The organism is Streptomyces litchfieldiae (assembly GCF_031845365.1).
GTDB lineage: Bacteria > Actinomycetota > Actinomycetes > Streptomycetales > Streptomycetaceae > Streptomyces > Streptomyces litchfieldiae.
This window is the reverse complement of sequence record NZ_JAVREL010000004.1, coordinates 100,842-121,654: the sequence shown is the minus strand read 5'-3', so window position 1 is coordinate 121,654 and position 20,813 is coordinate 100,842. Positions and strand designations below refer to the sequence as shown.

At 73.6% G+C, this 20,813-nt stretch carries 16 protein-coding genes and 1 pseudogene; 3 read left to right on the top strand and 14 right to left on the bottom strand.

Annotated features, from left to right (window positions below; genetic code table 11):
• Positions 1–3: 3 nt before the first annotated feature.
• Positions 4–1,164, top strand: coding sequence for an N-methyl-L-tryptophan oxidase (solA, locus tag RM590_RS09265; RefSeq protein WP_311703945.1), 1,161 nt, complete (start codon positions 4–6; stop codon positions 1,162–1,164).
• A 28-nt stretch (positions 1,165–1,192) separates the two neighbouring features.
• On the opposite strand, the gene RM590_RS09260 is transcribed toward solA, so the two are convergent.
• On the bottom strand, positions 1,193–2,587 hold the full coding sequence (locus RM590_RS09260) for a sialidase family protein (protein WP_311703944.1): 1,395 nt from the start codon (positions 2,585–2,587) through the stop codon (positions 1,193–1,195).
• Positions 2,588–2,680: 93 nt separating this feature from the next.
• Positions 2,681–3,808 carry an acyltransferase family protein gene (locus tag RM590_RS09255; protein ID WP_311703943.1) on the bottom strand — a complete coding sequence of 376 codons (1,128 nt, stop codon included), beginning with the start codon at positions 3,806–3,808 and terminating at the stop codon, positions 2,681–2,683.
• A 92-nt stretch (positions 3,809–3,900) separates the two neighbouring features.
• Between RM590_RS09255 and RM590_RS09250 the strand changes: the two genes are divergently transcribed.
• Entirely contained in the window at positions 3,901–4,284 is a 384-nt protein-coding gene (locus RM590_RS09250; RefSeq protein WP_311703942.1) for a globin, read from the top strand.
• 4 nt (positions 4,285–4,288) lie between these two features.
• On the opposite strand, the gene RM590_RS09245 is transcribed toward RM590_RS09250, so the two are convergent.
• The 11 genes and pseudogenes from RM590_RS09245 to RM590_RS09195 form a co-directional block, all read right to left on the bottom strand.
• Entirely contained in the window at positions 4,289–5,353 is a 1,065-nt protein-coding gene (locus RM590_RS09245; RefSeq protein ID WP_311703941.1) for an ABC transporter permease, read from the bottom strand.
• On the bottom strand, positions 5,350–6,084 hold the full coding sequence (locus RM590_RS09240) for an ABC transporter ATP-binding protein (RefSeq protein WP_311703940.1): 735 nt from the start codon (positions 6,082–6,084) through the stop codon (positions 5,350–5,352). The genes RM590_RS09245 and RM590_RS09240 overlap by 4 nt, the downstream gene beginning before the upstream one ends.
• A gap of 28 nt (positions 6,085–6,112) precedes the next feature.
• Positions 6,113–7,105 (bottom strand): FHA domain-containing protein, encoded by a 993-nt coding sequence (locus tag RM590_RS09235; RefSeq protein WP_311703939.1) that lies wholly within the window; start codon positions 7,103–7,105, stop codon positions 6,113–6,115.
• 29 nt (positions 7,106–7,134) lie between these two features.
• A complete protein-coding gene (locus tag RM590_RS09230; protein ID WP_311703938.1) occupies positions 7,135–8,490 on the bottom strand; it encodes a vWA domain-containing protein in 1,356 nt (451 codons plus the stop codon).
• A 49-nt stretch (positions 8,491–8,539) separates the two neighbouring features.
• Positions 8,540–9,961, bottom strand: coding sequence for a PP2C family serine/threonine-protein phosphatase (locus RM590_RS09225; protein WP_311704178.1), 1,422 nt, complete (start codon positions 9,959–9,961; stop codon positions 8,540–8,542).
• A gap of 2 nt (positions 9,962–9,963) precedes the next feature.
• On the bottom strand, positions 9,964–12,516 hold the full coding sequence (locus RM590_RS09220) for a serine/threonine-protein kinase (protein ID WP_311703937.1): 2,553 nt from the start codon (positions 12,514–12,516) through the stop codon (positions 9,964–9,966).
• Positions 12,513–13,781: a coiled-coil domain-containing protein gene (locus RM590_RS09215; protein WP_311703936.1), complete on the bottom strand. Its 1,269-nt coding sequence runs from the start codon at positions 13,779–13,781 to the stop codon at positions 12,513–12,515. Before RM590_RS09215 ends, RM590_RS09220 begins: the two co-directional genes overlap by 4 nt.
• Before the next feature lie 91 nt (positions 13,782–13,872).
• Positions 13,873–14,943, bottom strand: coding sequence for a glutamate ABC transporter substrate-binding protein (locus tag RM590_RS09210; protein ID WP_311703935.1), 1,071 nt, complete (start codon positions 14,941–14,943; stop codon positions 13,873–13,875).
• A gap of 20 nt (positions 14,944–14,963) precedes the next feature.
• Positions 14,964–16,361, bottom strand: coding sequence for a hypothetical protein (locus RM590_RS09205; protein ID WP_311703934.1), 1,398 nt, complete (start codon positions 16,359–16,361; stop codon positions 14,964–14,966).
• Between the two features lie 227 nt (positions 16,362–16,588).
• Positions 16,589–17,209, bottom strand: a complete 621-nt coding sequence (locus tag RM590_RS09200) for a GNAT family N-acetyltransferase (protein ID WP_311703933.1) — start codon at positions 17,207–17,209, stop codon at positions 16,589–16,591.
• A 93-nt stretch (positions 17,210–17,302) separates the two neighbouring features.
• A pseudogene (locus tag RM590_RS09195) lies at positions 17,303–18,172 on the bottom strand (mechanosensitive ion channel family protein); the annotation flags it as partial.
• A 165-nt stretch (positions 18,173–18,337) separates the two neighbouring features.
• On the opposite strand from RM590_RS09195, the gene RM590_RS09190 reads away from it, so the two are divergent.
• Positions 18,338–18,973 (top strand): TetR/AcrR family transcriptional regulator, encoded by a 636-nt coding sequence (locus RM590_RS09190; protein ID WP_311703932.1) that lies wholly within the window; start codon positions 18,338–18,340, stop codon positions 18,971–18,973.
• Between the two features lie 60 nt (positions 18,974–19,033).
• Here the strand turns inward: RM590_RS09190 and RM590_RS09185 are convergent, their stop codons facing one another.
• Entirely contained in the window at positions 19,034–20,527 is a 1,494-nt protein-coding gene (locus tag RM590_RS09185) for an MFS transporter (protein ID WP_311703931.1), read from the bottom strand.
• Positions 20,528–20,813: the final 286 nt, after the last annotated feature.

Genomic DNA, 20,813 nt, shown 5'->3' with positions numbered 1-20,813 from the left:
ACGATGGCAACCGAGTCCGCCGACGTGATCGTCCTCGGCGTCGGCGGCATGGGCAGTGCCGCCGCCCACCACCTGGCGGCGCGCGGCGCCCGTGTGCTGGGGCTGGAGAAGTTCGGCCCGGCGCACCACGAGGGGTCCAGCCACGGCGGCTCCCGGATCTTCCGGCAGGCGTACTTCGAGGGCGCGGCCTACGTTCCGCTGCTGCTGCGCGCCCACGAGCTGTACGAGCGGCTGGAGCGGGACAGCGGGCGGGAACTCGCGGTCCGCTGCGGCGGGCTGATGCTGGGCGCCCCGGACAGCCAGGCGGTGGCGGGCAGCCGGCAGGCGGCCGAGGAGTGGGACCTGCCGCACGAGATGCTGGACGCGGAGGAGATCCGCCGCCGCTACCCCACCCTGGCGCCCCGGGACGGCGAGGTCGCGCTGTTCGAGGCGCGGGCGGGGCTGGTGCGGCCGGAGGAGACCGTGTCGGCGCAACTGGAGCTGGCCGCCGCGGCCGGGGCCGAGCTGCGCTTCAACGAGCCGGTGACCCGGTGGGAGGCGCTGCCGGGCGGCCGGGGCGTGCGCGTCACGACCGCGCGCGGCAGCTACACGGCGGGCCATCTGGTGGTCTCGCCCGGTGCCTGGGCGCCGCGGCAACTGGCCGGGCTGGGCGTGCCGTTGACCGTGGAGCGGCAGATCATGTACTGGTTCGAGCCGACCGGGGGCACCGAGCCCTGGGCGCCGGAGCGGCAGCCCATCTACATCTGGGAGGACCCGGACGGCTCCCAGATCTACGGCTTCCCCGCGCTCGACGGCCCGGGCGGCGGCGCCAAGGTCGCGCTGTTCCGGCAGGGCACCGTGTGCACGCCGGAGACGATCGACCGGACCGTGCACCCGGCGGAGATCGAGGAGATGGCGGCCCGCGTCGGGGCCCGGCTGCCGACCCTGCCGGGGCGGTTCCTGCGGGCCGCGACGTGCATGTACACCACCACGCCGGACGAGAACTTCGTGATCGCGCGCCATCCGGAGCACGCCTCGGTGACCGTGGCCTGCGGGTTCTCCGGCCATGGTTTCAAGTTCGTGCCGGTCGTCGGCGAGATCCTGGCCGACCTGGCGCTCACCGGCACCACCGCGCACCCCATCGGCCTCTTCGACCCGGGGCGTTTCGCGGACGCGGGGGCCTGAAGCGCCCGGGCCTGGGGCAACGCGGCTCTCAGGTGCGCGGCGGCGGGCGCCGTGCCGTGGGGGAGCGGGGCATCGCCGAGGGCGTGCGCCGGTTCACGGTGGCGGCGGCGCGCACCCGGGCCGGGCGCCGGTCGCTCGGCACCCAGGTCGCGCCGCCCGCCGCCGGGGTGGCGCAGACGGGCAGCCGGGGCGCGCCGCCGTCCAGCGACTCCGCCGTGAACGCGGTGAACTTGATGGTGCCGTGCGAGCTGTTGACGCCCGTCTCGTAGAGCAGCCCGATCTCGCCGGAGGCCAGCTCGGTCAGATCCGAGTAGCCGGCCCGGCCCGGGTTGATCACGGGGGCGGTGGCCTGCCACGTCAGCCCCTCGTCGTAGGAGGACCGGATCGTCATCGTGCGGCGACGCGTGGCCAGTTGCGGTCCCGGCCGGGCCGGGGCGGACAGCAGCAGCCGGTTGCGCGGGTCGCCGTCGTCGGTGGCGCGCAGCCGCAGCAGCGAGGCGGACACCGGCGGGGCGGCCAGGCCCGGGGCCGGCGTGAACCCGCCCGGCGTGAACGACATCCCGCCGTCCTCGCTGGTGGCGGCCAGCCGGTAGTGGCCCGGGCCGGGGTCGGAGCTGCGGGCGTTGATGTAGAGGGAGCCGTCCACCCGCTCCACGACGGTCAGTTCCCCGGGGTGCGTCTCGTGCCGGTCCGTCTCGTACACGGCGCCGAGCCGCCAGGTCGCGCCGCCGTCGTCGCTGTAGTAGAGCTGCGCCCCGGACCTGCCGTCGGCGGTGTTGTGGTCGCCGGTGACGATCAGGCGCCCGGCGTGCGGGCCCCGGCGCAACTGCACGCCGTGGCCGGGCCCGACGGACACCCAGGTCCAGTCGGACGGCTTGAGCGGGCCGAGCACGCCGCCGGGGGACCAGGTCAGTCCGTCGTCGGTGCTGTAGACGCTGTGCAGGGAGCGGTTGCGCCGCACCCGCCGGTCGCCCTCGTCCGTCCAGGAGTTGTGCGCGTACAGCAGGGAGACGCGGCCGGTGAGTTCGTCCACGACGGGCACCGGGTTGCCGAAGGTGCCCGGGCTGCCGGCGCCGCGCAGCACCATGATGTCGCTCCAGGTGTGCCCGCCGTCGGTGGACCGTTTCAGCACCAGGTCGATGTTGCCGACGTCGTCGCAGTCGGTGAGGCGGCCCTCGGCGAACGCCAGCAGCGTTCCGGAGGGCGTGGTGACGATCGCCGGGATGCGGTAGCAGTCGTAGCCGTCCCGGTGGGAGATGAACGGCCGGGAGATCGCCGGCTCCGGCGCGCTCGGCGGCTGCCGGGGGGCGCCCGCCCCGGCCGTCGGCGCGGTCACCATCACGGCCCACACCACGGTGACGAGGGCGGCCGTCCATGACGGCGCGGACCGTCTTCGGGCGGTGGGCGTATCCCGGGCAGGCATGGGCCGGACAGTACGACAGCGGGGATACCGCCGAGGGGACGGCGGTGAACGGCCGGGTTGCGGGCGGGTGACGCGCCCGGCGGGCGGCCGGGGTCAGCGCGGGCCGGGGACCCGCACGAGCTGGTCGTCCGGGGCGGCGGCCGGCGCCGGAACGGTCCGGGCGGGGGCCGGCGCGTCCGGCTCGGCCCGGAACAGCCAGGGCAGCCGGGGCTGGACGAACGGCCGCGCCAGCCGGCGCACCGGCGGCGAGCCCAGCACGATCGTGAGCGCCACCGTGAACAGCACCAGCGACAACTGCTCCGGCCAGGGCCCCACCCAGTCGACGCCGAACCACCGCAGCAGCGGGCGCAGCACCAGCGGGTGCAGCAGATAGATGTAGAGACCGCCAGTGCCCAGATAGGTGAGCAGCGGCACCCGGCCGCGCGGCGTCAGCCGGATGAAGGCGAGCGCGATCACCGTGCCGAGGACCAGCACGCCCAGTCGGATCGTCCAGTCCCACAGCCGGGGCAGCTCATAGGTGCCGTCGTAGGCGGAGCTCATCCGCAGCCAACTGAACGGCACCTCGTGGCGGATGAACCAGGCGGTGACGAACGTCACGGCGAGGACCGCGATCGCGGCGTGCCGGCTCCAGCGGGCCGTCAGCGCGTCGGCCAACAGGCCCTGCCGCAGCCGCCAGCCGAGTAGGAAGAACGGCAGGAAGCACAGCGTGCGGGACAGCGACAGATAGCCGCCGAACTCCGAGATGTACCCGGCGGCCAGCGCCACGGCGACCGAGGTCGCCAACGGGTACCGGAGCTGGGCGAGATACGGCAGCCCGGCCCGCCAGAACAGCAGCGACAGCAGGAACCACATGGCCCAGTGGGGCTGGGCGATGCTGAACGACCAGTTGTCGTAGAAGTGGTACTGCTCGGCGGAGTGCAGCAGGCCGATGGCCAGATACGGCACGAGGATCGACTCGGTGAGCCGCCGCGCCTCGCGCGGGGTCAGGGCGTCGGCCCGGCTGAAGTACCCGGCGACCATCACGAAGACCGGGACCCGCAGCGCCCAGGTGGCGATCTGGAGCCAGCGCAGGCCGTCGCGGTCGGTGATGGTGTCGGTGAGGTGGCCGAAGACAACCAGGGTGCCGGAGATGGCCCGCACGTTGTCCCAGTGCGGATCGCGGCTCTTGGCGGCTGTCGCGCCCCGCCGGTCGGTTCGGCGTCGCCAGGTCAGTAGTCCCACGGCTCGTTAGACCCCCAGAGTGCCCTCTCGGATGCGCTGGGTTGCATAACGATTCGGCGCGGGGTACGCGGCGGGTCTGCGACCATGGACGGGTGACCGAGGAGCAGTCGTTCTATGACCAGGTCGGGGGCGAGGAGACTTTCCGCAAGCTCGTCCGCCGCTTCTACGAGGGTGTCGCCGGGGATGCGGTGCTGCGGCCGATGTATCCGGAGGAGGATCTCGGCCCGGCCGAGGACCGGCTGCGGCTGTTCCTCATGCAGTACTGGGGCGGCCCGCGCACCTACAGCGACAGCCGCGGGCACCCGCGGCTGCGGATGCGGCACGCGCCGTTCCAGGTGGACCGGGCCGCCCACGACGCGTGGCTGCGGCACATGCGGGACGCCGTGGACAGCCTGGGGCTGGCGCCCGAGCACGAGCGCCAGCTCTGGAACTACCTGGTGTACGCGGCGGCGTCGATGGTGAACACCCCGGGCTGAGCGGTCAGGCGTTGTCCCAGCGGAACAGGCGGGCCGCGATCGCCGTCAGCACCGCGGTGAACAGCAGCAGCCCGCCCATCACCGGCAGCGCCGCGCCCCAGCTCTCGCCGCGCGAGAGGACGTCCTGCATGGCCTCGTTGAGGTGCTTCAGCGGCAGGACGTCGGACACCGTCTTCAGCCAGCCGGGCATCTCGTCCGTCGGGAAGAACGAGCCTGACAGGAACGCCATCGGCATGATGACGACCTGGAGCGCGCCGTTGGCGGCCTCGTCGGAGTTGGCCCGGGCGCCGATGACCAGGCCGATCGACATGAACGCCAGCGTGCCGCAGGCGATCAGGGGCAGGGCCAGCCACCAGGACCCGGTGAGCTGCAGCCCGTAGAACGGGATCGTGGCCACGCCCAGGAAGACGGCGGTCTGGACGAAGGACAGCGCCAGGCTCACCCCGACCCGGGCGCCGATCACGGTGCCGGGGCTGATGGGGGCCAGCCACAGCCGCCGCAGGATGCGCTTGCGGCGCCAGTTGACCAGGGTGAACGCGGACATGAACGAGGCGCCCATGGCGATCGCCCAGCCCAGCAGCCCGGGGGTGAGGTACTGGATCGGCTTGACCGACCGGTCCTCGACCTGCTCGGTGGCCAGTTCGAAGGCGGGCGGCTGCCCGGTGGCGGCCACGTTCGCGCTCTGGACCACGGACTGCATCAGACCCTGCACGGTGCCGGCCCGGGCCGGGTCGGCGGCCGAGTACCGCAGCTCGATCCGCCCGTTCTCCTCCCACACCGCCGCGTCGACGTCGCCCTCCCGCACGTCCGTGAGCGCCTGCGCGCGGTCGGCGGTCTTCTGGAGGGTCAACGCCTCGGACAGCGCGGCGAACTGCTCGGTGGGCATGTCGTCCAGCAGCGCCACGTCGCCGACCTGGACGACCGTCGAGCGCGAGCCGGAGTCGTTCTGGAACAGCGCGCCGAACAGCGCCAGGAACATCAGCGGGAAGAGCAGCATGAAGAAGACCGCCGTGCGGTCCCGCAGCAGCCCGAGGATCATGGCCCGCGACAGGCTCCGGAACGCGCTCACTCGCGGTACTCCCGTCCGGTCAACTGGAGGAAGACGTCCTCCAGGGTGGCCACGCCCAGTTCGCGCACCAGGTCGCGGGGCGGGCCGATCCGCAGGACGCGCCCGGCGTCCATGATGGCGACGCGGTCGCACAGCAGCTCGGCCTCGTCCATGTAGTGCGTGGTGAGGACGACCGTGCGGCCCGCGGAGTTGATCTCCCGCAGCAGGTCCCACAGGTTGCGCCGGGCCTGCGGGTCCAGGCCGGTCGTCGGCTCGTCGAGGAAGACCAGCTCGGGGTCGTGGACCAGGGCGCAGGCGATGGACAGCCGCTGGGCCTGGCCGCCGGAGAGCTTGTCGTCGCGGACGTCCCGCTTCTCCGTGAGCCCGACCGTCTCCAGCATCGCGTCGGCGCGCTCGGGCGGGACGCCGTAGAGCGCGGCGAAGGTGTGGATCTGCTCCCGCGCCGTCAGCTTGTCGAAGAACGCGGAGGCCTGGAGCTGCACCCCGATGTGCCGCAGCAGCCGTCTGTTGCGGGGCCAGGACGGCTCGCCGAGAAGATGCGCGCTGCCCTCGTCGGGCTCGCGCAACCCCTCGACGATCTCCAGTGTGGTCGTCTTGCCGGCGCCGTTGGGACCGAGGATGCCGAAGAACTCACCGCGGGGGACCTCGAAGGTCACCCCGTCCACGGCCCGCACGTCCCCGTACCGCTTGCGCAGCCCTGCGACGGCTATGGCGGGGGTGTCGTCTGTCACTCGAGTGATAGTAGTGCCGGGGGTGGTGTCAGCCGCGATAGAGCGTGAGCGTCGTCCAGGCACCGATATGGATACGGTCGCCCTCCTGGAGCGGAACCGGGACGAACGGCTGGATCGGGTCCTCCGCCCCGTTGACCGTGGTTCCGTTGGTCGAGTCCTGGTCCACCACCGCCCAGGTGCCGTCCGGCTGCTGCACCAGGATGGCGTGCTGGTGCGAGACGCCCGGGTCCTCCGGCGGGTGCGAGAGGTCGATGTCCGGGGACTCGCCCGTGGACTGGCGGCGGCGGCCGATGGTGACCTGCTGGCCGGACAGCGGCAGCCGCTGCTCGGGCGCGTACGCGGGCAGCGTGAGCTGCGCGGCCTCCGGACCGGAACGCCGCATCATCGCCGCGAAGTAGTCCGGGTCGGGGCCGACGCTGACCAGCCAGCCCGCGGTCTGCTGCTGCGGCGGCTGCGGCATGCCCGGGTAGCCGGGCGGGCCGGACTGCGGGGGCACCGGCGCGCCGCCGGGCGGGGGCAGGACCCAGTCACCGCTCTGCTGCTGCTGCGGGGGCGCGGGCGGGGCGGGCTGCTGCTGGCCGTACATCGGCGGGCGCTGGCCCGGCATGGGCTGGGCGCCGGGCATGGGCTGCCCCGGCATCGGCTGGCCGCCGGGCATGGGCTGCGCGCCGGGCACCGGCTGGGGTGCCGGGGGCGTGGGCGGCAGATAGGTGGTGGGCGAGTTGGTCAGGAAGTTGTACCGGCACTCCTCGCAGAACGGCGCCTGCGCTTCGCGCGGCGTCCGGCACTGCGGGCACAGTTCGGCCTGCGGCAGCGGCGCCGTCGGGGGGTTCGGAAAACCGGGCGGGCCGCCCTGCCCCGGATAGGGCGGCGGCTGGGGCGGCGCGCCCAGACCGGCCGGGCCGCCGGGGAAGCCGGGGGGTGGCGGGGGCGCCGCTGCGGCGGGTGCGAGTATGCGGTGACCGCACACCTCGCACCAGTCCTCGGCCATCGTCTGATGGCCGTTCGGGCAAGTCGGCATGTTACTGCCTCCCCCTCACGTCACGTGCGTCACTCGTCTTCGCTCGGCTGTCTCTTCACCCTGACCGTCTTTGTCGACCGCGTCTCCAGGGTCATCTCGTCGGCCTCGGCGACTCTAGCTTTCAGTCGAACAGTACCCGCCGCCGCATCCTCCACGTCTACCACCTTCGCAAGCAGTTTCGCCGTCGCGTCATTTCCGGAGCCGTGTGCGAGCTGTACCGCGCGGCCCAGCCTGGCCGTCGCACCGGGCTCGTCACCGTCTCTGCGGCGCTCCAGCCCGTCCTTGATCGCTGCGGCCAGTTCGGCCTGGCCCGTATAGTGCGCGACCTGCGGATTGATGGCCGTGGCGGCCTGGAGATCGTCCGTCCACACGGCCCGGATCAGGCCCTGGCCCAGCGTCGTGGCGGGCGGCCCGGCGGGGTCGGCGGGCTCCCGGACGACGAGCGCGACGCGGGCCGCGAGCATCTCGTGACCGACGCCGGCCGCCGGGACCCGCACACAGACGTGGTAGTCGCGCGACTCGTCGCCCCAGGAGCCGGTGGGGTAGTCGCCCGAACGCGGCGGGGACTCGGTGCGGCGCCCGGTCAGGTCCTCCACGGCGGGCGCGACCTGCTTGACGAACTGGACGGACGAGCCCTGTGGGGTCCACAGCCGCAGGCTGACGTCGGCGATCTCCTTGCCCAGCGCCGCCTCCATCATGGCGGTGAAGTCCCGGGCCAGGCCGTCCGGTTCGGCCACGATGTCGGCGGTGCCCAGCAGCGCCGAGGCGATCGCGGTGACCTCCTCGACCTCCCAGTCGGTGCCCACGCCGCGCGCGTCACAGGTGAAACGGCCCGCGCAGGCGTCCAGCGCCTCGCGCAGCTTCTCCGGCTCCTCGTGCTCGTTGCGGCCGTCGGTGAGCAGGATCCCGTGCCGGATGGGCGCCGGGGTGGTGCGGAAGAGCCGTTCGGCCAGCCGCAGCCAGGTGCCGATCGCGGTGCCGCCGGAGGCGTGCAGGCCGCGCAGCGCCTCCTTGGCCGCCGCCCGCGTGGTGCCGTCCGCGATGGCGAGCCGGCCGTCGCCCGGGTAGATCTCGGCCGCCCGGTGGGTGCCGGCGACGACGGCGAACGCCACGCCGTCGGTCAGCGTGTCCACGGCCGCCTCGGTGGCCCGCCGCGCGTTGTGCATCTTGGCCGGCGGATACTCCATCGACCCGGAGCAGTCCACCATGACGACCACGGCCGCCCGGGGCCCGTCGGCCGGGACGGCGGGCACCGGCAGCCCGCCGCTGCCGGTGGCCGTCACCGTGACGATCGCGTTGACCTCCTGGGCATCCCTGGGCAGGTACTCGTTCTGGTAGACGTCGATCGTGAAGTGCGGCACGTGCGACTTGGCGAAGTTGGCCATCGAGGGAGTGCCCTCCTGCTGTCGTGCCCGGGCCGGGGAACGACCGCGGTCAGGCCGTGTCCGCCCGGTCGGTCTCGGTCGGGAACGGGATGACGGCCACGGTCACGTTGTCGTGCCCGCCGGACTCCAGGGCGTGCCGGACCAGGTGCTGGGCGCTGGGCAGCGGGGCGGAGCGCGCCTTCTCCGGCACCACGTGCGCCATCTGCTCGGCGGTCTCGGCGTAGTTCCACAGGCCGTCCGTGCAGACGATCACCACGCCGGGCCGGCCGGGGGTGAACGAGCAGATGTGCGGCTCGATTTCCTGCGCGTCGGCGCCGAGCCAGGCCGTGATGGCGTGCGCGCGGTGGTCGGCCATCGCCTCCGCCTCGCTCAGCAGGCCCGCGGCGACCATCTGGGCGGCCCAGGAGTCGTCCTGGGTGAGCCGGGCCGGCGCGGCCCCCTCCTCCTCGGGCACCCAGTAGGCGCGGCTGTCGCCGATCCAGCCCACGGTGAGCGTGCCGCCGGCGGTGAACGCGCTGACGATGGTGCAGGCCGGGGCGTTCCGGCCGGGCTCCTGCTCGACGCCCTCGGCCAGCGCGCTGACCGCGCCGGCGGCGGAGACGAGCGCGTCGTGCATGGCCTGCTGGCCGTCGACGCCCCGGGGCAGCGTGGACAGCAGCGACTCCAGGGCGGCCTCGGCGGCGGTGGCGGACGCCTCGTCGGGACGGGAGGAGGAGGACACGCCGTCGCAGACGACGGCGATGACGGCCGGTGAGCCGTCCGGCAGCGCGGTGGCCGAGACGGTGAACGCGTCCTCGTTGCGGTGGTGGCGCAGGCCGAGGTCGCTGACCGCCGCGACGCCGCCGAGCGCGCGCTCCACGTGGTCGCGTTCGCCGGGCTGGGCGCGCCCGCACTCGGTGCAGTAACCCTCCGGGTCCACCTGGCCGTTGCCGCACACCGCGCACGTGACCGGGACGACCTCGCGGGGCGGCGGCAGGGGGTCGCCGGTGCGCGGGTCCGCGCCCTGCGGCGGGCGGGGCGCGCCGGCCGGCGCGGGAGCGGGCGGCGATGCCGGTGCGGGGGGCACGGGCGGTGCGGCCGGGGGCGTGGGCGGCCGGTCGAGCGCCCGTGGGTCGGCCGTGCGCGGGTCCGGCGCCCGGGTTTCGGCGGGCGGTGGGGTGGGGGTACCTCCCTCCCCCGGACTCCGTCCGGGGGGACCCCCATGCGGGGGAGACGCCGCCTCCGGTGGCGCCTCCTGGGCGGCCGGGGGCGGCGGCTGGACCCCGGGCAGCGGCGGGGGCAGCGTGAAGTCGGGCTCGGTGGCCGGGGGTTCGGCGGCCGGGGCGTCGGGTTCGGCGAGCGGCGGGGGCAGGGGAGCGGTCACCCGCGCGGCCGACTGAAGATCCGTGCCACAGACTCCGCAGAAACGGTCGTCTTCCTCCAGCGGCTCACCGCAGCCGGGGCAGGCGGAGAGTTGGTCGAGCTGCGGCATCGTCACACCCATGTCCTCGGGCGGAAGCGGTTCGCCGCCTCCACCAGTTCCGTTCGTTCACTGCTGGTCTGCGCCAGCCGGGCGAGCCGCCGGTAGGAGCGTTCGAGGCCGAGGCGGATGCCGGTCTCGTCCAGCGAGGCTCCCAGGAGTCGCCGTTGGGGGTCGGTTTGCTGACGGAACTGCCCGGGAGGTTGGGACAATACCCAGTCCAGCGCGGAACCCAGCACTTCGCAGGACAGTTGTTCGCCCAGCCACGGTTCCAGCCCGGCGCCACGCAAATCGGCAACCTGGCCGCCGGCGGCCAGCAGATCGGGCAGCAGATCCGGGGTGGGCGCCCGCTGCCGGAGCCGCGCGCGCACCGCGGCGACGCGCGCGGCGGTGTAGTGGGCCGAGGTCGCCGGCACCGACTCCAGCGCGGCCACGGCCCGCTGCCGGTCGCCGGCCGCCAGCCGCACCCGGGCCAGGCCGAACCCGGCGCTGACATGGCTGGGATCGGTCGTCCACACCAGCTCGTAGTAGTCGGCCGCGTTGTCCAACTGGCCCAGCACCTCCGCGCACACCGCCAGCGCCAGCTTGGGCGCCACCTCGCCGGGGAACGCGTCGTACACCGCGTCGAAGGCGAGGGCCGCCGTCTCCCAGTCGCCGCCGACCAGCCCGGCCATCCCCCGGTACCAGACCGTGCGCCAGTCGCTGGCGTGCCGCTCGGCCAGCGAGCCGAGCGCGGCGCGCAGGGCCGCGTTCGCCTCCTCGCCCGGCATCTCCAGATACGCCCGCAGCTCCGCGACCCGGCGCTCCACCGAGTCGGTCGGGGCCGAGCGCAGCGCCACCACCAGGTCGGCCGGCGCGGAGGCCATCAGGCCGGCCAGGAAACCGGCGTTCGGGTCGCCCGGGTCCACGCGCGGCACGGGCAGCGCGAGCACGATCTCCCGGATGTCCGGCGCGACGGTGACCGGCGCCGTGGGCCGCGGCGGGCCGGTGGGTTGCGGCGGCACGGTCGGGAGCCCGCCCGCCCGGGCCTTCGTGCGGCGCGGCCCGCGGACGCCGAGCAGCGACACCGGGCCCTGCGGCCGCGGCACCAACTCGGTGTCCACGACCCGAAGTTCGGGCCCGAAAAGCTGCGACAGCGCGGGCTGCGGCTGGCCGGTCCGCAGCGCCACGACCTCCCGCAGCACGCCGGTGAGCTGCTCGGCCATCTCCTGTGCCGAGGCGAACCGGCGGCGCGGGTCGGGGTCGGTGGCCCGCACCAGGAGGCGGTAGAACGACTCGTAGCGCTGGAAGACCTCGATGTTCTCCGGCTCCGGCAGGCTGTCCGCGAAGACGGTCGTATAGCCCTGGAAGTCGAACGTCAGCACCGCCAGCGTGCGGGCCACCGTGTAGAGGTCGGAGGCGACGGACGGGCCGATCTCGGCCACCTCGGGCGCCTGGTAGCCGATGGTGCCGTAGATGGCCGACTCGTGGTCGTCCATCCGCCGCACCGCACCCATGTCGATGAGCTTGAGCTGGTCGTCCTGCTGGATCGCGTTGTCCACCTTGAAGTCGCAGTACAGCAGGTTGCGGCTGTGCAGGTAGCCGAGCGCGTCCAGCGCCTCGATCCCGTAGGCACACGCCTGTTCCACCGGCAGCGGGTCGCGGCGGCCCCCAGGGGTGCGCCGGGAGTTGGCGATCTCCTTCAGCGACTTGCCGCCGACGTACTCCATGACGATGTAGCCGTCCAGCGAGCCGGTGCGCCGGTCGAGGTGCTCCACGAAGTTGTAGATGCGGACGATGCTGGAGTGCTCGATCTCCGCCAGGAACCGCCGCTCGGAGATGGCCGCCGCCATCGCGTCCTCGTCGCCGGTGTCCAGCAGGCCCTTGAGCACCACCCAGCGGTTGGACACCGCCAGGTCGATGGCCAGATAGATCCAGCCCAGCCCGCCGTGCGCCAGGCAGCCGGCGATCTCGTACTGGTCCTTGACCACGTCGCCGGGCTGGAGCTTGGGGATGAACGAGTACGGGTGGCCGCACTTGGTGCAGAAGCCCTCGGTGCGGCCCGGCCGCCCGTGCCGGGCGCGTCCCACCGGCGCGCCGCAGTCGCTGTTGCCGCAGAACCGTTTGCGCTCGGGGACCTCCGGCATCTCCAGCACCGCGGACAGCGGGTCCGGGCGCGGCACCTGGGGCATCGTCACCAGGCCGGCGCCCAGCCGGGCCCGGCCCGGGGTGCTGGTACTGGACCGGGAGCTGCGCACCGAGACCGAACGGCCCGCCAGCCCGCCGGCCCCGGACCGGGACAGCCGCCCCGAGACCGAGCGGCGGGAGTACTGGGAACGCGAGGAGGCGCTGCCGCCGGCGCTCGTGGAAACGCTGGCCGAGCCGCGGCCGGAGCCCGCGCTGTCCGGGCCCGCGGCGGCCCGGGCGGAGCCGGTGATGCCCGTCGCGGCCACCCCGATCATGCCCTGCGGCGAGACCACGGGCGCCAGCCCGCAGGTGTCGCAGTACAGTTCGCCGCCGCCCACGTCCTCGTACTCGCCGTCGCAGCCGGGCCGTTGACAGGTCACGGCCGCCGCTTCGACGCTCACCGGTCACCCCTCCGGTCACACGGCTCCGGGTCGGGGACCAGGATCTCGGCGGCGGCCCGCTGGTAGCGCAGCACCGCGTGCTCCGCCGCCCGCAGGTCGCAGGGCGCGGTCCACAGCAGCCGCCGCGCCACGTCGTACCGTTCCACCAGCATCGGCTCCTCCGCCTTCCCAAGCCGCGCCGCCTTCGCCTTGTAGGCGTCGAGCCGGCCGCGCAGCTCCGCCCGCACCGCCAGCGGCGCGGTCACGGCCGCCAGCGACTCGCGGGCCCGTTCCAGCTCCTCCTCGGCCCGCTGCTCCAGCGACTCCAGCAGCGGAGAGAGCCGGTGCCACTGGGCGCGCCTGCGGAAGTCGGCGGCGGCGACGAGCTGTTCCTGGAGGGCGCTGGCCGGGCCGCTGACCGCCGGCACCTCCGAGGCGGCGATCTTCGCCAGCACCTCGCCGCGGGCGGTGCGCGCCTCGGCGAGGGTGCGGTCGGCGCGGGAGAGGACGTCGCGCAGCCGGATGAGCCGCTCCTCGGCGTCCTTGCGCACCCCGATGACCGCCTCGACCTCGCGCCGGATGTCGTCCAGGGCGCGCGCGGCCCGGTCGTAGCGTGTGGTGTCGGGCCGCCCGCCGCCGGGCGCGCTGCTGCCGCCGTCGGAGGTCCAGAACGCCAGCGGATCGGCGATCACCTCGGCGCGCAGCTCGGTGAGTTCGGCCGTGACGCGGTGCAGCTCGTCACCGGCGGGGTGCGCGCCGGGGCGCACGCCGACGGAGTGCGCCAGGTCGCGCAGCCGGTGCAGCTCGGCGGCGAGGAGATCTATCCGGGCCGGCAGCGCGGACCAGACGGCGTCGGCCGCGGCCACCAGGTCCAGGACCTCGGCGTAGCCGGTGTTCATCCGCTCGACCAGCTCGGCCCAGCTCAGGTGCTCGGCCAGCCGGTCGCCGCCGGAGACGGTCAGCGTCGCGCCGTCCACCAGCATGCTGAGCTGGAGCAGGTCGTCCCGGTTCGGGAAACGGCGGCGGGCCCGCAGCTCCCGGGCGGTGGTCAACGACTCGGTGCAGGTGTCGAAGTACGCCCAGAGCAGGCTGACGGTGCGCTCGGCCCGCGCCCATCTCTCGCGGGTGACCCCGGCCAGCTCGGCGCCCTCCAGCAGCCTGCGGCCCGCGTGGTCCTGAAGGGCCAGCAGGGAGGACTCGATCGCCTCGTGCTCGGCGCCGAGCCGCGCCAGCGCGCGGTCCACCTCCTCCCGGCTGAGCACTTTCCCGCCGGAATCCGGGGCCATCGCTCTCCCCTCTGTGGGTCCTGTCGGTCCTGGTGACCGGTCCTGCCGTTGTCTGGCCTGATCCCTGCCCCGGGCGGGGCCGGATCACGGGTCAATCTCGGTACAGCGGTCGCGGTGGTTCGGGCGGCGGGTCGCCCTCCGGGTACAGGTACCCCGCCAGCCAGTCCTCGGCCGCCTCCCGCCACCCGCTTTGCGCGCCGCCGCCGCGGTAATCCTCCAGCACGGCGTTGACCCATCTCACCAGGTCGGTGTTGTCCAGGTTCATCGCGACGCCGTACGACTCCTGGGTGAGCGGCTCGCCCACGAGCCGCGTCGACGGGTCCTGCGCGATGTGACCGGCGGCCAGGGCGCTGTCGGTCATCAGGGCGTCGGCCACCCCGAGCTGGACCTGGACCAGGCAGTCCAGGTGATTGGGCGCCAGGACCAGCTCCGCGCCGAAGCTGTTGTCCTGGAGCAGGCCCTCGGCCGTGGAGCCCTCCGCGCTGCACACCCGCATCCCCCGCAGGGAGTCGTCGTATCCCTCGATCGGGGAGTCGCGCGGCACCAGAAGCTGCTGGCCGGTCTCGAAGTAGGCGGTGGAGAACGCGACCTTCTCCCAGCGCTCGCACGTGATGGACATGGTGCGCACCACCATGTCCACGTCGTTGCCGCGGATCGCGTTGGCCCGCTCGCTGGTGGGTATCGCCAGAAAGGTCACGGCGTCCGGATCGCCCAGCAGGTCGTCGGCGATGGCCCGCACCAGCTCGATGTCGAAGCCGACGATGTCGCCGGTGTCGGGGGTGCGGTAGCCCCACAGATAGCTGTTCTGGTCGATGCCGACGACGAGATGGCCGCGCTCCTGGATCTCCCGGATGGCGCGGCCCGTCTCATCGCGCTCCGGCCGGAAGCTGGCCGCCGCGTCCGTGCCGTCGTCGCAGCGCTCCCGCTCGGCGAGCGGGGCGATGTGGTCGTCCGCCGGCTCGGCCACGGCGTATCCGGGGCCGGTGCGGGCCGCCTCGCCTCCCGCGTTCCGGGGGAGCGAGCCGACCAGCATGGTGCCGGCCAGCGCCAGCCCGGCCGCGGCGAGCAGGAGCGCCCGCCGGTCGGCCCGGGTCCCCCGCCGGGTGGGTCGAATCCGGTCGCGTCGCGCTGTCCGCTCAGGCTGTTCAGGCTGCTCACTCAACGTGCGCTCCTTCCGTGCCCTCACCGGTATTCCGACAGCCGGCGGCCGATGCCGAGCACCGCGCCCAACCCGCCCAGCAGGCCGAGCAGTACGGCGCCGGCGGGCAGTCCGCCCAGTACCCCGTGGCCGTCGTCGGCCGCCCGCGTGAACTGGCCCTGCTCGTGCTTGACCGCCGCCCGCAGCGAGGCGTCCACCCGGTCGAAGCTCTCGCCGGTCGAGCCGTCCTGGCCGATGACCCGGCGGACGGCCGCGTTGTACTCGCCGGCCAGCTCCAGCTCGCGGGCCTCGGCGTGCCGGTCCCACCACTCGGCGGACGCCTCGGCGGCCTCCTCCACGGGCGTGCGGCCCTCGGTGTCGTCGGAGAGGTCCCGGGCGTTGTCCAGCGCGGTGTTCTCCTCGCCGGTGAGCGCGGCCATGTGCTGCTCGTAGCTGTCCTGGAATTCGTTGCCCGTGCCGCGCAGCACCAGGGTCATGCTCTCGTCGCCGCGGGCCCGGAGTGCCTCGATCCAGGCGTCGTTGAGCACGCTCAGCGACTGGGCGGCGCCGCGGTCCGCGTCGTGCAGGGCGTCCCGCGCCAGGACGTGCGCGCCGGCGAGCCACACCAGCAGCGCCGCGGCGGCGGTGGTGGCCGCGAGCAGGCCCCGGTTGAACACCCGGTTGGTGCGCAGGAAATGGCGCCGCTGGGCCCAGCCGAGCACGGCCAGCGCGGCCGCGCCGGCGGCCAGCGCGAGCCAGGGCCACTCGCGGGCCTCGGCCAGGTCGCGCTGGAAGCGCTCGGTCTCCAGCTCGTACAGGTCCTCGGCGGCGGTCAGCAGCGTGGTCTGCATCTGCTGGTCGGCGTACCGCAGATAGGCGCCGCCCAGCGGCAGGCCCTGCCGGTTGTTGGTGCGGGCGGTCTCCACCAGGCCGGTGTAGAAGGGGAGTTGCTCGCTGAGGATCTCGATGTACCGGGCGGCCGCGCCGGATTCGCCGCTGTGCGCGGCGGCCGAGGCGACCAGCCGGGCGGCGTTGTCGATGTCCTCCTCGTAGCGCCGGCGCACGTTCGGATCCTCGTCGGCGCCGGCCAGGAAGCCCACCGCCGCCGTGGTGTTGGCGTCGGCGAGCGACCGGTAGATCTCGGCGGCGTCGGCGCTGAGCGGCTGGCTGCTGCCGCGCACGGTGTCCGCGGCGTGGGCCCGGCCGGAGATCTGGTAGAACGTGAGTGCGCCGAAAAGCAGGAGCAGCCCGGCGATCACCGCGCCGATGATGCGCAGCCTGCCGGGCTCCGTCCGTGCTCCGGCGCGCAGTTGGGCCAGCGCCTCGGCCAGCGCGGTGCGGCGCGGCGGCTCGTCGGCCGCCCCGGGGGGCACGGGTGGGGGCACCGGCGCCGGGGGGTGCGCCGGCGGGGGCGCGGGTGGCGCGGTCGGCGGGTGAGTCACGGTCGGCACCCTCCCCCTCACGTTTCCGGCACGGGCCACGGCCAGCAGTATGCCGTTCTGTCCGGCACCTACACAGCCCTTGCCGGGATCTTGTCGTGATCGCGATCTTCCGGGTCCCCCGGGGCCCTTCCTGGCAATCACGCCGGGGCCGGTTCCTTGGTTCCCCGGGATCGCGCCGAGTTCCCCGCCGTTTCACGACGGCTCGCGCCCCCGGGCGCCCGGTGGGGTCAGAGCCGGTGGCCGAGGTACTGCGTGGGGCCGGCGTCGGCCGCGGTCAGCTCGGTGAACCCGATGCGGTCGTAGAACGCACGGGCGTTCGTGTTCAACGGAGTCATGCCGAGGTGGACGCCGGGCACCCCGCGCTCGCGCAGCGCGGCGAACAGCGTCTCCATCAACTGCCGTCCCAGGCCCTGGCGTTGCCCCTGCGGCAGCAGGTCGATGTGCAGATGCGCCGGGTACTCGGCGGCTATCTCGGGAACGAGCATCAGCTCGGCGTGGTGCAGCAGGTACCGCATCTCCTCGTCGGGACCCTGCGGCGGCCCGGCGGGTGCGGGGAAACGGTCGGCGACGGTGGGCAGCCAGCGCTCGCGGAACGCCGCGTAGTACGCGGTGCTGTCCGCCGTGGCCACGATGTATCCGATGGCCCGCTCGCCGTCGTCCGCGACGAACACCAGGCTCGGGTCGAGCACGGCGTACGGCTCGGCGAACAGCGCGGGCAGCACCGCGGGATCCTCGTAGCGGTCGGTGGCGTCGCCGCCTATGTAGGCCGTCCTGACGCAGATGTCGCGGAGCGCGTCGAGGTCGCGCGGCTCGTAACCCCTGATGTTGATGGGGGTGATGGTGGTCATGGGCGCCATTGTCACCGAAGATACGGACAACGGCGCCCCCATTGTGTGCCGGATTTCCGTGCCCGGTTCCCGAGACGGAACGCCGGCCGGGCGTCAGGCGCCGGGCGGCGCCGGAGCCGGAGCGTCGCCGTGCGAGATGCCCGCCGCGTCCAGGGCCCGCTTGATGCGCCAGCGCAGCTCGCGTTCCACCGGAAGAGCCTTGCCGGGCTGGGTCTTGGCCGTGACCTTCAGCACGATGGCCTCGGCGGAGACGGAGTCCACGCCCAGCACCGCGACGCCCTCCGCCCACAGCAGCTCGTCCCAGGGCGACTGGGCGGCCAGCTCCTCGCCGGCCGTCGTGATGACCTTGCGGGCTCGTTCGTAGTCGGCGTCGGCGGCGATCGCCACCTCGACTGCCGCCGTGGACCAGCCCTGGCTGAGGTTGCCCACGCGCTTGATCTCGCCGTTGCGGACGTACCACGTCTCGCCGTTGTCGCCGCGCAGCGTGGTCACGCGCAGCCCGATCTCCAGCACGGTGCCGGTGGCCTCGCCCACGTCGACGGTGTCCCCGACGCCGTACTGGTCCTCCAGCAGCATGAACATGCCGCTCAGCACGTCGGCGACCAGGCTGCGCGCGCCGAAGCCGATGGCCACGCCCGCGATGCCCGCGCTGGCCATCAGCGGGCCGAGCTGGACGCCGAGCTCGGACAGCACCATGAGGAGCGCCGTGCCCAGCACCAGCACGGAGGCGGTGCTGCGCAGCACCGAGCCGATCGTCTCCGAGCGCTGGCGGCGCCGCTCCGGCGTGGCCAGCAGGCTGCCCAGCGCGGCGCCGTGTCGGCGTTCCCGGTCCTCGCGGTTGAGGCGCGCGATCAGCCGCGTGATGGCGCGGCGGACGACGAAGCGCACGATCAGCGCAATGACGACGATCAGCACGATGCGCAGGCCGGAGGCCAGCCACGCTTCCCAGTTCTGTCCCATCCAGGTCTTCAGCCCTCTCCTGTCGAACCCCTCCACGGTAAACAAGGGGGAGTGGACAGGCCGGTCGCGCCCCCTTACTGTCAACAGTGTTGGCAAATGAGTGTGGACATCCCCTGGTCAACGGCCGTTGATACTCTGGCCCGGACAGGGACGGCCGGCGGAGGTGGCATGAGCAGCGAGAACGTCGAGGTCGACGAGGTGGCCTGGGCCCCGCGGCGGCGCTTCGGCCCCCGGTCCGCGCCCGCGCGGCGGGCGATTCTGGAGGCGGCGCGGGCCCGGTTCGCGGAGGACGGCTACGAGCGGGCCACGATCCGCGCCATCGCCGCCGACGCGGGCGTCGACCCCGCGATGGTCATGCGGTACTACGGCAGCAAGGCGGAGCTCTTCACCGCCACCGTCCGGGTGGCCAGCGACCTGGAGGACCTGTCCACGGTGCCCCGCGACGAGGTCGGCCGGCGGTTCGCCGGCGCGATGCTCGGCCGCTGGGAGCGGGGGGAGAACAAGCCGGAGGAGGCGGTGCTGCGCGCCGCGCCCACCCACCCGGAGGCCGCCCGCAGCATGCAGGTCACGTTCGAGGAGCAGATCCTGCCGGCCCTGCGGAACGCGTTCCCCGACGACCCCGACATCGACACCCGCGCGGGCCTGATCCTCACCCAGGGCCTGGGCACCGTGCTGTGCCGCTATGTGCTGAAGATCGAGCCCGTGGCGTCGATGGACTTCGAGCAGCTCCTCGACGCGGTCGGCGCCACCATGCAGCACCACCTGACCGCGCCGCTCAAGGACGCCGCGGCCCAGGGGCGTTGAAGTCCGACACGTACAACGCCACCTCGTCCGCCGTGGACGGGGTGGCGTTGGCCCGTTGACTCAGCCCAGGTGCGCGGCCGGGACGGCGTCGCCGCTCTGCTCGGTGGTCTCGCCGGGCCGCGGGCGGGGGGTGTTCATCAGGATCCCGACCAGCAGGGCCGCGGCCACCAGGATGCCGGAGGCCCAGGCGAACGCGGTGGTGTAGCCCTCGACGAGGCCCGCGTGCAGCACGGCGGGGTCACCGATCTCCGAGGCGCGGTCGGCCAGGTAGTCGTCGGTGGCGTTGGTGGCCAGGGTGTTGAGCAGCGCGGTGGCGATCGAACCACCGATCTGCTGGGCGGTGTTGACGGTGCCGGAGGCCACGCCCGCGTCCTGCGGCCGGACGCCGTGGGTGGCGTAGTTGATGGCCGGGGCCATCACCAGGCCCATGCCGAAGCCGATGATGAGCTGGCCGGTCAGCGGGCCCGAGACGTACGAGGTGTCCGGCTCCAGGGTGGTCAGCCAGGCCAGGCCGCCGGCCGCGATGAGCAGTCCCGGCACCATCAGCGCGCGCGGCGGGACCTTGGGCAGCAGCCGGGTGGCGATGCCACCCGCGGCGACCGCGACCGCGAGGGTCATGGGCAGGAACGCCAGACCCGCCTTGACCGGTGAGTACCCCATGACGACCTGGGCATGGAAGGTGAGGAAGAACAGCGTGCCCAGCATGCCGATGATCGCGAAGCCGACGGCCAGATAGGCGCCGCCCCGGGTGCGGTCCAGCACCACGCGCAGCGGCAGCAGCGGCTCGGCGGTGCGGCGTTCCACCAGGACGAACGCGATCAGCAGCACGCCGCCGGTGGCCAGCATGCCGATGACCATGCCGGAGGACCAGCCCTCGGACTCGGCCTCGCTCAGGCCGTAGACCAGCGCGACCAGGCCCGCGGTGACCAGCAGCACGCCCGGGATGTCGAGCCGGGCGCGGACGGCCGGCCGGGAGTCGCGCATCAGCCCGGTGCCGCACAGGGCCAGGACGGCGATCACGCAGTTGACGTACATGCACCAGCGCCAGTCGAACGCGTCGGTCAGCCAGCCGCCGAGCAGCAGGCCGATCGCGCCGCCGCCCGCCGCGATGCCGCCGAAGATCCCGAACGCCTTGGCGCGTTCCCGGGTCTCGGTGAACGCGACGCTCAGCAGCGACAGCGCTGCCGGGGCGAGCAGCGCGCCGAAGACGCCCTGGAGGGCGCGGGAGGCCAGCAGCAGGCCGAACGACCCGGCCGCGCCGCCGAGCGCCGAGGCCAGCGCGAAGCCGACCGCGCCGATGACGAAGGCGCGCTTGCGGCCGGTGTAGTCCGCGATGCGCCCGCCGAGCAGCAGCAGGCTGCCGAACGCCAGGGTGTACGCGGTGACGACCCACTGCCGGTCGCCGTCCGAGAAGCCGAGATCGGCCTGGGCCGAGGGCAGCGCGATGTTCACGATCGTCACATCGAGGACGACCATCAACTGGGCCAGGCAGATGAACACGAGCGCGAGCCAGCGCCGGCTGTTCTCCCGCGCCGGGGGGTCGGAGTGAGTCATGGTCACGCCTCTCTCGGATACCTGAATGCCTACACGTAGTTGTCAACGCCTGTAGGCAAAGTAGGGCTCGCCCTCTCCGTTTGTCAACGCCAGTTGGCCAATGGTCGGTGTGGATGTCAACGGCCAGGGGCGGCAAGGGAATAGCGGGAGAGAAGGGGGTCATGTGGCGAACGACACAATCAGTGCATTTCCTGATCGTGGTGGCGCTGGCGGCCATGCCCGGGACACACTGAGGGAGATCGTCCCGGCGCGAGCCACGTGCCGCCGACGGAAACGGAGGGCGTTC